The 8506-nt window shown below is 71.6% G+C and carries 8 protein-coding genes; 5 read left to right on the top strand and 3 right to left on the bottom strand.

Features of this window, described 5'->3' with window-relative positions:
* Positions 1-53 precede the first annotated feature (53 nt).
* Positions 54-1946 (bottom strand): HAMP domain-containing sensor histidine kinase, encoded by a 1893-nt coding sequence (locus NIE111_RS27110; RefSeq protein WP_238687137.1) that lies wholly within the window; start codon positions 1944-1946, stop codon positions 54-56.
* Entirely contained in the window at positions 1936-2631 is a 696-nt protein-coding gene (locus NIE111_RS27105) for a response regulator transcription factor (protein WP_238687136.1), read from the bottom strand. Before NIE111_RS27105 ends, NIE111_RS27110 begins: the two co-directional genes overlap by 11 nt.
* Positions 2632-2744: 113 nt before the next feature.
* Here NIE111_RS27105 and NIE111_RS27100 point away from each other — a divergent pair, with 113 nt between their 5' ends.
* The 4 genes from NIE111_RS27100 (at position 2745) to NIE111_RS27085 (ending at position 6355) form a co-directional block, all read left to right on the top strand.
* Positions 2745-3359 carry a hypothetical protein gene (locus tag NIE111_RS27100; protein WP_238687135.1) on the top strand — a complete coding sequence of 205 codons (615 nt, stop codon included), beginning with the start codon at positions 2745-2747 and terminating at the stop codon, positions 3357-3359.
* Entirely contained in the window at positions 3346-4479 is a 1134-nt protein-coding gene (locus NIE111_RS27095; protein WP_238687134.1) for an efflux RND transporter periplasmic adaptor subunit, read from the top strand. The genes NIE111_RS27100 and NIE111_RS27095 overlap by 14 nt, the downstream gene beginning before the upstream one ends.
* Positions 4479-5168, top strand: a complete 690-nt coding sequence (locus tag NIE111_RS27090; protein WP_238687139.1) for an ABC transporter ATP-binding protein — start codon at positions 4479-4481, stop codon at positions 5166-5168. The genes NIE111_RS27095 and NIE111_RS27090 overlap by 1 nt, the downstream gene beginning before the upstream one ends.
* A gap of 65 nt (positions 5169-5233) precedes the next feature.
* Positions 5234-6355: an ABC transporter permease gene (locus NIE111_RS27085; protein ID WP_238687138.1), complete on the top strand. Its 1122-nt coding sequence runs from the start codon at positions 5234-5236 to the stop codon at positions 6353-6355.
* Positions 6356-6466: 111 nt separating this feature from the next.
* On the opposite strand, the gene NIE111_RS27080 is transcribed toward NIE111_RS27085, so the two are convergent.
* Positions 6467-7330, bottom strand: coding sequence for a YhjD/YihY/BrkB family envelope integrity protein (locus tag NIE111_RS27080; protein WP_238687133.1), 864 nt, complete (start codon positions 7328-7330; stop codon positions 6467-6469).
* 51 nt (positions 7331-7381) lie between these two features.
* On the opposite strand from NIE111_RS27080, the gene NIE111_RS27075 reads away from it, so the two are divergent.
* Positions 7382-7933, top strand: coding sequence for a GNAT family N-acetyltransferase (locus tag NIE111_RS27075; RefSeq protein WP_238687132.1), 552 nt, complete (start codon positions 7382-7384; stop codon positions 7931-7933).
* The last annotated feature ends 573 nt before the right edge of the window (positions 7934-8506 follow it).

The raw sequence follows: 8506 nt of genomic DNA, 5'->3' as shown, positions 1-8506 counted from the left end.
TGATCAAGAGGTTTGCGTCATTTGACTGCCTGGTGGTGACGCAAACCTCTTGATCAACCAGATGGGGCGGAGGGTGGGGTGGGGGTTGGGGTGGTGGGGGTGGGGGCAGCGGGTGGGGGTAGGTGGAGGGTGAAGGTGGAGCCTTGGGTGGGGGTGCTGGTGGCGCTGACAGTGCCGCCGTGGGCCTCGGTGAGCTTGCGCACGATGGCGAGGCCCAGGCCGCTGCCGCCGGTCTGCCGACTCCGGGACTTCTCGGCCCGCCAGAAGCGGTCGAAGACCCGGGGCAGGTCCTCGGCGCTGATACCGCTGCCGGTGTCGGTCACCGAGACGATGACCTCGGCGTCGGTAGCGCTGGCGCTGAGCGTCACGCGCCCGCCCGACGGGGTGTGCCGTACCGCGTTGGTGACCAGATTGCCGACGGCCTGGCGGAGTCGCACCGGGTCGGCGTCCACCTGCGGGTCGGCCCCGGTGCGTACCGTGATGGTGACGCCGACCCGGTCGGCCTGGGCCCGGTGCGCCTCCGCGACCTGGGCGAGCAGGTCGGTGAGGTAGACATCCTCACGGTGCAGCCGCAGCGCGCCCGCGTCGGCCTCGGCCAGGTCCTGCAGGTCGGTGATCACGTGCTGGAGCAGTGTCGCCTCCTCCAGCAGTGAGGAGAGCAGCCGGCGGTCTGGGGCCGCGACGCCGTCCTCGACCGCTTCGAGCCAGCCCCGGATGTTGCTCACCGGCGTACGCATCTCGTGGGCGATGTCGCTGACCATGGCCCGGCGTAGCTGCTCCAGCCGTTCCCGGCGTTCGGCCATGTCGTTGAAAGCCTCGGCCAACCGGGCGATCTCGTCGCGGCCGGTCACCCTGACCCGTGCGGCGACGTCGCCGTCGCGCATCCGCTGGGCGGCCCCGGTCAGCGCGTGCAGCGGACGGGTCAACCGGATGCCAGCCAGGACTGTGAAGCCGATCGTCACCAGCAGGACAAGACCGGCGACCGCGACGATGCGGGTCTGGTTGCCGGGGGAGAGGTCGAAGGTGGTCGACTGGCGACCGCCCGGGTCGCTGACGAAGAGAGTCGCGGCCGGAGCGACGTACGGAAGGAGTTGTTCGCGTCGACTGGTGCCGACGCAGGCACTGACCGCCCGGTTGTGCTCCTGGTCGACGCCGGCCGCGCTGCGGGAGTCGGGTGCGCTGGCCGCCGGCTGCCTCGTCCAGGTCCAGTTCAGGTCCACCTGTACGGCGGGCAGGCGACGCCGCGCCAGGCAGGTGTTCACCAGGGCGTTGAGTTGGGCGAGCGCCTTGCCCTCGGTGGGCGTACGGGTCGCGAGATCCTCTCTCAGCTGGCCGCAGACGGCACTGTCGGCGAGGTTGGTGCCCGGGGTGTCGATCCGTGGGCGGCCGGTGGGGCCGTCCACGACGGTGGCGTCGATCTGCGCCCGCAGCCGCAGACACTGGACCGCCTCGGCCGCCCTGTCGCGCAGTGCGGCGCGCTCCTCGGGCGGGAGCAGGTACGGCCCGGTGGTGCGCGGGTCGATGCGGCTGGTGCCGCTGTCACCGCTGCCCGGAAGTGTGGTGCCGGGCATCAGGGCGGTGTCGACAGCGAGCGCGTCGACTGTCGCGGACGACGTCGTCGGCAAGGGGCCAGCGCCGGGGGCCGAGTCCGCGATCGGCGCACCGGTGTCGGTGGTCAGGGCGATCCGCCGGCCGACGTCCTGGGCGAGCGGCCGAAGGGCCGCGTCGACCCCGTCCCAGTTCGGGTGGGTCGCCGCGTACCCGAGCACCGTGTCGTAGATGCGCGCGTCGTCGGCGAGCGCCTTCCCCTGCTCCTGCCGGATCGCCCCGGTGGTGGTGCGGACGGCCAGCCACGCGGTCGCCGCGATCGAGCCGATGGCGATGAGGACGGCCAACGCCAGCAGTCGGAGCAGCAGGCTGCGGCGCAGCGGGACCTCACCCGACACGGGGTGACTCTTCGACCAACTTGTATCCGATGCCGTACACGGTCACCAACCGGGCCGGCTTGCGCGGGTTCGGCTCGATCTTCCGGCGGAGGTTCATCACGTGCACGTCGACGGTCCGGTTGGTGATGTACCTGTCGAACCCGTGCAGGTAGCCCAGGAGCTGATCCCGGGTGAACGCCCGGGCGGGCTGGGCGGCCATCGCCTGGAGCAGCTGGAACTCGCCAGGTGTGCAGTCGACGAGGCGTCCGTCGCTGCGTACCTCGTGGCGCACCGGGTCGACGTGCACCGCGCCGACCCGCAGCACCGGGTCCGCCTGCGTCCGTTGGCCCCGGCGCAGCAGGCTGCGGGCCCGGGCGACGAGTTCACGCGGGCTGTACGGCTTCGTCATGTAGTCGTCGGCGCCCAGGTCGAGGCCGAGGAGCAGGTCGTCTTCGGTCGACCGGGCGGTCAGCATGAGCACCGGCAGGTCGGACTCCCGGCGCAGGATGCGACAGACGTCGAGGCCGTCGACCTTCGGCATCATCACGTCGAGGATCAGCAGCGCCGGGGGACGCTGACGGATCTGCTCCAGGGCGGCCCGCCCGTCGGCCACCACGACCACCTCGTGCCCCTCGCGTTCCAGATACCGGCGGGCCAGCTCCGCCTGCTTCTGGTCGTCCTCGGCTACCAGCACGTACGCACACACGGCAGCGACTGTACGTGGCCTCGACGGGTTCCAGCACGGCCGCTGAGCTGGGGCTACCGGATGACGACCGGTTCCTTACAGGTCTCTGACACCCGGGCGTGAAGCTGCACGCCATGACCAACTCAACCCATCGGGTCGCCGCCGGACTCGCCGCGGTCACAGTGCTCGCCGTCGCCCTCACCGGCTGCGGCGGTGGTGCGTCCAGCGCCGACAAGGGCGCCGCCAGCGGTGACGTCGCGTCACTCGTCACCCCGTCCGCCCCGGCGAGCGCCACCCCGGCGGGAGGTGCCGCCAACGGTCGGCCGCAGCTTCGCCTGGACATGACCGACGAGGAGGAGGAGCGGCTCTGGGGGACGTACAACATCTGTCTGCATGACAACGGCGTGAAGCTGAACGACGGCCGGTCACAACCAGGCCCGGTGGGGGACGGTACGGGCCTGTCCCTCGACCAGAGCGGGGAGCCGAAGGCGGCGTACGTGGCGTGCGCGAACAAACTGCCGCTCCAGCCGCCGGAGCTGGACCCGGAGAAGAACCCGAACTACGTGAGCCAGTGGAACGACTACGTCCAGTGCCTGCGCGGACGCGGCATGAAGATCCACTCGCTGCCGGACGGTTCCGGCTGGACCTACGACGACGGGGTCGCCGACCCGGCCGGCGGCCTTGAGGGTCCTGCCCTGGCCGCTGCCGAGAGGGAATGCACGATGGAGATCTTCGGTGCCAAGAAGTAACCCGACCGACGATCCTGGTCGGCGGACGACCCGTCCGAAGGCGATCGTGGTGGCGGTGGTGACCCTGGTGGTCGCCGTCGGTGCCGGCGTCGGCGCGCTGGCTCTGCGGCGTCACCCCGGCGGTGACGTCGCGAGCGCCCCACCGCCGGTGACGACGACGACTGTCACCCGGGCCGACCTGTCGGACAGCCGCTCGCTCAACGGCACGCTCGGCTTCGGCCCGGAGCGGTTGGTGAAGGGCGCCGGGGAGGGCGTCGTCACCCGGCTGCCGAAGGTGGGCGACACGGTGGCCCGGGGCAAGCCGCTCTACTGGGTGAACGACCGACCGGTGCCGGTGCTGTTCGGCGGGACGCCGCTCTTCCGCACGCTCGACAAGCCAGGTCTGGTGGGCAGCGACGTACGGATCGTGTCGGACAACCTGAGGGCGCTGGGCTACCACACCGGTTCGCAGCCGTCCCGGGGCACCGACGGCACGAAGATCGGCACGGGTCAGGCGCTGCTCACCGGAAGCCTCGTCGGCGCGATCAGGAAGTGGCAGCAGGCGCTCGGCCTGGACCCCACCGGCACTGTCGGGGTCGGGCAGGTCGCCGTGCTGACCGGCCCGGCCCGGGTCAGCGCGGTGAAGGCGCTGCCCGGTGACCCGGTCGCCGGTGAGCTGCTGGCCGTCACCGAGAAGGTCAAGCTGGTCACCGTGCCGGTCGGGGCCACCGAGGTCGGCGCCATCACTGTGGGCGCCGCAGTGGTCGTCGCCCTGCCGGACAGCTCGGAGATCCCGGCGAAGGTCGCCTCGATCTCGCAGACGGTGCGCGGCGGTGCGTCGGACGGCGGCACCGGGCAGGGCAGCCCGCCGACGGTGGACGTCCTCGTCGCACCGACGCGGGCGGCAGACGTGGCCAGGCTGGACGCGGCAACTGTGCAGGTCCGCTTCACCACCGCCGTCCACAAGGGCGTGCTCGCGGTGCCGGTCGGCGCGCTGGTGGCGCTCCGCGAGGGCGGGCACGCGCTGCAACTGCCCGACGGTGGGCTGGTGGCCGTGGACACCGGGATGTTCGCCCGGGGCCTGGTCGAGGTCACCGGCACCGGTGTGACCGAGGGCCTCGACGTGGTGACGGCATCGTGATCGCCGAGCCGGTGCTGAACGTCGAGGGGGTCAGTAGGACGTACCCCGGCGGGGTGACAGCACTGGACGACGTCTCACTGACAGTGCGCGCTGGCGAGATGCTCGCCATCGTCGGGCCGTCCGGGTCCGGCAAGTCCACGCTGCTGAACATCATGGGCACCCTCGACCTGCCGACCAGCGGCCGGGTACGCGTCGCCGGGCAGGAGGTCACCGCGCTGTCCGACCGTCGGCTCTCCGCGCTGCGGGGCCGCTGGCTCGGTTTCGTCTTCCAGCAGTTCCACCTCACCGACGGGCTGGATGCCGCCGAGAACGTCGCCACCGGCCTGCTCTACGCCGGGGTGCCCCGCCGTCGCCGTCGCCGCACCGCTGTCGAGGCGCTGGCCCGGGTCGGCCTGGCGCACCGTGTCGACCACCTGCCGCAGCAGCTCTCCGGCGGGGAGCGGCAGCGGGTGGCGATAGCGCGGGCCCTCGTCAACGAGCCCGCGCTGGTGCTGGCCGACGAGCCGACCGGCGCCCTCGACACTGTCAACGGGGAGGCGGTTCTCGCCCTGCTCACAGACCTCAACGCGGAGGGCACCACCATCGCCGTGATCACGCACGACCGCGATCTCGCCGCCCGTACGCCTCGACGGGTGGAGATCCGCGACGGCCGGATCGTCGCCGACACCGGCACCGGGAGCGGGGCGTGAGCGCGGCCCGGCTCGCTCCGACCGACGTACTCCGGCTCGGTCTGCTCGGCCTGACCACCCGCCGGATGCGGGCCGTCCTCTCCGCCCTGGGCATCTCCATCGGCATCGCCACGTTGGTCGTCGTGGTGGGCATACCCGCGTCCAGCCAGCGCGACCTGATGGACCAGCTCTCCGCCCTCGGCACCAACCTGCTGCGGGCCGAGCCCGTGCCGGATCAGAACCCGCCCGTCCTCCTGCCCGAGGACGCCGCCGCCATGGCGACGCGGATCGGGCCGGTCGACACCGCGAGCGCTGTCGCGAACACCCACACGGCAGTACGCCGCAACGACCTGCTGGACCGGTACGACACGTCCGGCCTCACCGTGCTCGCGTCCCGGCCGGACCTGTTGGGGACCGTCAACGGCAGGATCCGCAGCGGGCGGGCCCTCGACGCCGGCTCTGCCGGGCTGCCGACAGCCGTCCTCGGCTACGTCGCGGCGAGCCGGCTCGGCTTCGCCACCGTGGACCCCCGGCAACCACCTCAGGTGTTCATCGGCGAGCGCTGGTTCACAGTGATCGGCATCCTGGACCCATTGCCGCTCTCCCCGGATCTCGACCGCTCGGTGCTGGTCGGGTGGGACGCCGCCAAGGCCATGCTCGGCTTCGACGGTCACCCCACTGTCGTCTACCTGCGGGCCAGGGAGGACGCCTTGGAGGACGTGCGCGCCGTGCTGCCGGCCACACTCAACCCGCAGTTGCCCGGGCTGGTACAGGTCAGCCGCCCCTCCGACGCGCTCGCCGCGAAACGGGCCACCGAGGACAGCTTCTCCGCGCTGTTCCTCGGGTTGGCGGCGGTCGCCCTGTTGGTCGGCGGGATCGGCGTGGCCAACACGATGGTCATCTCGGTGCTGGAGCGCCGTCGGGAGATCGGCTTGCGCCGAGCGCTCGGCGCGAACCGCGGCCAGATCCGGGTGCAGTTCCTCACCGAGTCGGTGCTGCTCAGCGTGCTCGGCGGCACGGCCGGGGCCGCCCTCGGGGTGCTCGCCACCGTCGGCTACGCCAGCTACCAGGGCTGGCCGCCCACGATCCCCCTGACAGCGGTGGCAGGCGGGATAGCCGGCGCCCTCCTGGTGGGAGTGGTGGCCGGCGTCTACCCGTCAATCCGAGCCGCCCGCCTAACCCCCACCGAAGCCCTGAACACCCCCTAACCCCCCGCCCCGCCCCGCCCCCGGCCCCCCCGGCCCCCCGGCCCCCTCAGCCCTCGGTGATCATGAAGTTATTGCCTCCCAGCGCGGCGTGTCGTGGCAATAACTTCATGATCAACCCGGCGGGTTGGGGGTGGGGGAGTGGGAAGGGCGGGGGTGGGTGGTGCGCCAGTTTGAGAGGGCCAGGGTGGCGGAGTAGCCGGCCAGGACGATCACGTGGAACAGATAGAGCCAGAGGAGGACGGCCACGCCGGCGCCGATGTCGTCGAAACCGCCGAAGGGCACTCCCAGGTCCAGCGGGAGCGAGGCGAAGAGCACGAAACCGTGCAGGAAGCCGGAGAGGTTCGCCGCGGTGAACGACCCGACCCCGAGGGTGGAGAGCCAGTCCGGTGAGGCCGGCCCGACGACCCGGAACACCCACACCAGCACCGGCGTCAGCACCAGCCAGACCGCCAGGAACGACAGCACCACGCCGAGCACACCGAGCCAACCGCCCTGGCGTACGAGCCGGGTGGTGAGCGGGAGCGCCAGCAGGATCGACAGCAGCAGCGCGGGGGCCGGCGCGAGCAGCGGCAGCAGCAGGAGCCGGCCCCGCCAGCCGACCAGGTGCTCGTCGGAGCGGGGCGCGGCCACCGAGACGAAAGCCCGTCGAAGGCCCTCGCCGTACAGCGAGGCGGGCAGCAGGGAGGCCAGCGCCAGCAGCGGGGTCAACCCCACCCCGGCGTCGACCAGCGCCTCCACCGCCCGGGGCGCGCCGATCGCTGTGGGCAGGGCCTCCACGGCGTACGAGGTGAGCCGGCGTACCCGGTCGGCCCCGGCCACGAGTGCGGTGAGCCAGATCGCCAGCAGGGCGACCGGCACCACGGCGATCGCCCCGTAGAAGGTGATCGCGGCGGCGTGCAGCGACAGGTCCCGTCCACGCACCGGACGGAACGCGGCACTGGTGATCCGTTTCGCGCGCTGCCATCCGTTGCCCATCGGGTCCTCCTTCCCTGTCGGCGCGGCCGTCACTCCTTAAGATCGCCGGTCATGACTGTTCTCACCACCGAACGCCTGATCCTGCGAGATTGGGCCGACGATCCGGCCGATCTGGCCCGGATCTACGACATCTACTCGCGTCCGGAGATCAGCCGGTATCTGGGCGTGGCGTCGGGTCTGCCGATGACCAACCCGGCCCAGGCCGCCGAGCGGCTGGGGATCTGGCAGGAGCGGCACGCCGCCGACGGCGGCCGGTACGGCACGTGGGCGATCGAGGTACGCGAGACGGGTCAGGTGGTGGGCACTCTGTTGCTCAAGCCGCTGCCGGGGCGCGACGAGTCACGCCGGACCGACGACATCGAGGTGGGCTGGCACCTGCACCCGGACGCGTGGGGTCACGGCTATGCCACCGAGGCGGCCCGTGCGGCGGTGGCCCGGGAGTTCGCCGCTGGTACCCGGGAGATCTATGCGGTCGTGTCGCCGAGCAACGAGCCGTCGATGGCTGTCGCTCGGAGGCTGGGCATGACCCATGTCGGTCGGCGCACCGACTGGTACGGCGGGGAGTCGCTGGAGACCTTCATGTTGACGGCACCAGATGCCTGATCGTTCCGGTACGACCTGACGCAAGATCCGCGCAACTTCGGGGAAGGTGTGGCCTCCAGCAGTCGGGAGGCGGCACCTTCCCCGATTTCGTGGGCGGGTCGGCGCGGGCTGCGGCCGTCAGGGCAGACAAGTCCGTCAATAGTCACGGTGGTCGAAGTGTTGACGCTCTCGTAGCACGTCAGTAACCTTTGGGCCAAAGTAACGCAAGATTTTGACAAAGGTATGCACGGTTCTGTGCATGCTCTCGGAAGATTCAACGGGCCTCCTGGGGAGGCCCGTTGATGGTCGTACCCATCTGGTGTTTCCAGGCCGAGCGGCGCCCCCGCGCCGCCCGTGTCATCCCGTCTCTCTCGATACCGGCCCTCTCGCGTCGGCCGGCGCTGCACCGCCGCACCCCCACCCCGTGGTCCAGCCACCGCGGCAACCGTCCCCCGACGACAAGGACAGTGATGAGACGAACGAATCTGTTCAGGATGGTGGCGGCCACGGCCGCCGCCGCGCTGATCGCGACGGCCGGGGCGACAGCCCTCGCGAACCCGGCCGCCGCCGCCCGCCCGGCCGGCCCGGCGGCCG

This window comes from Micromonospora hortensis, from assembly GCF_022230935.1.
GTDB lineage: Bacteria > Actinomycetota > Actinomycetes > Mycobacteriales > Micromonosporaceae > Micromonospora > Micromonospora hortensis.
The sequence above is the reverse complement of the archived record's forward strand: the minus strand, read 5'-3'. Positions and strand labels throughout refer to the sequence as shown.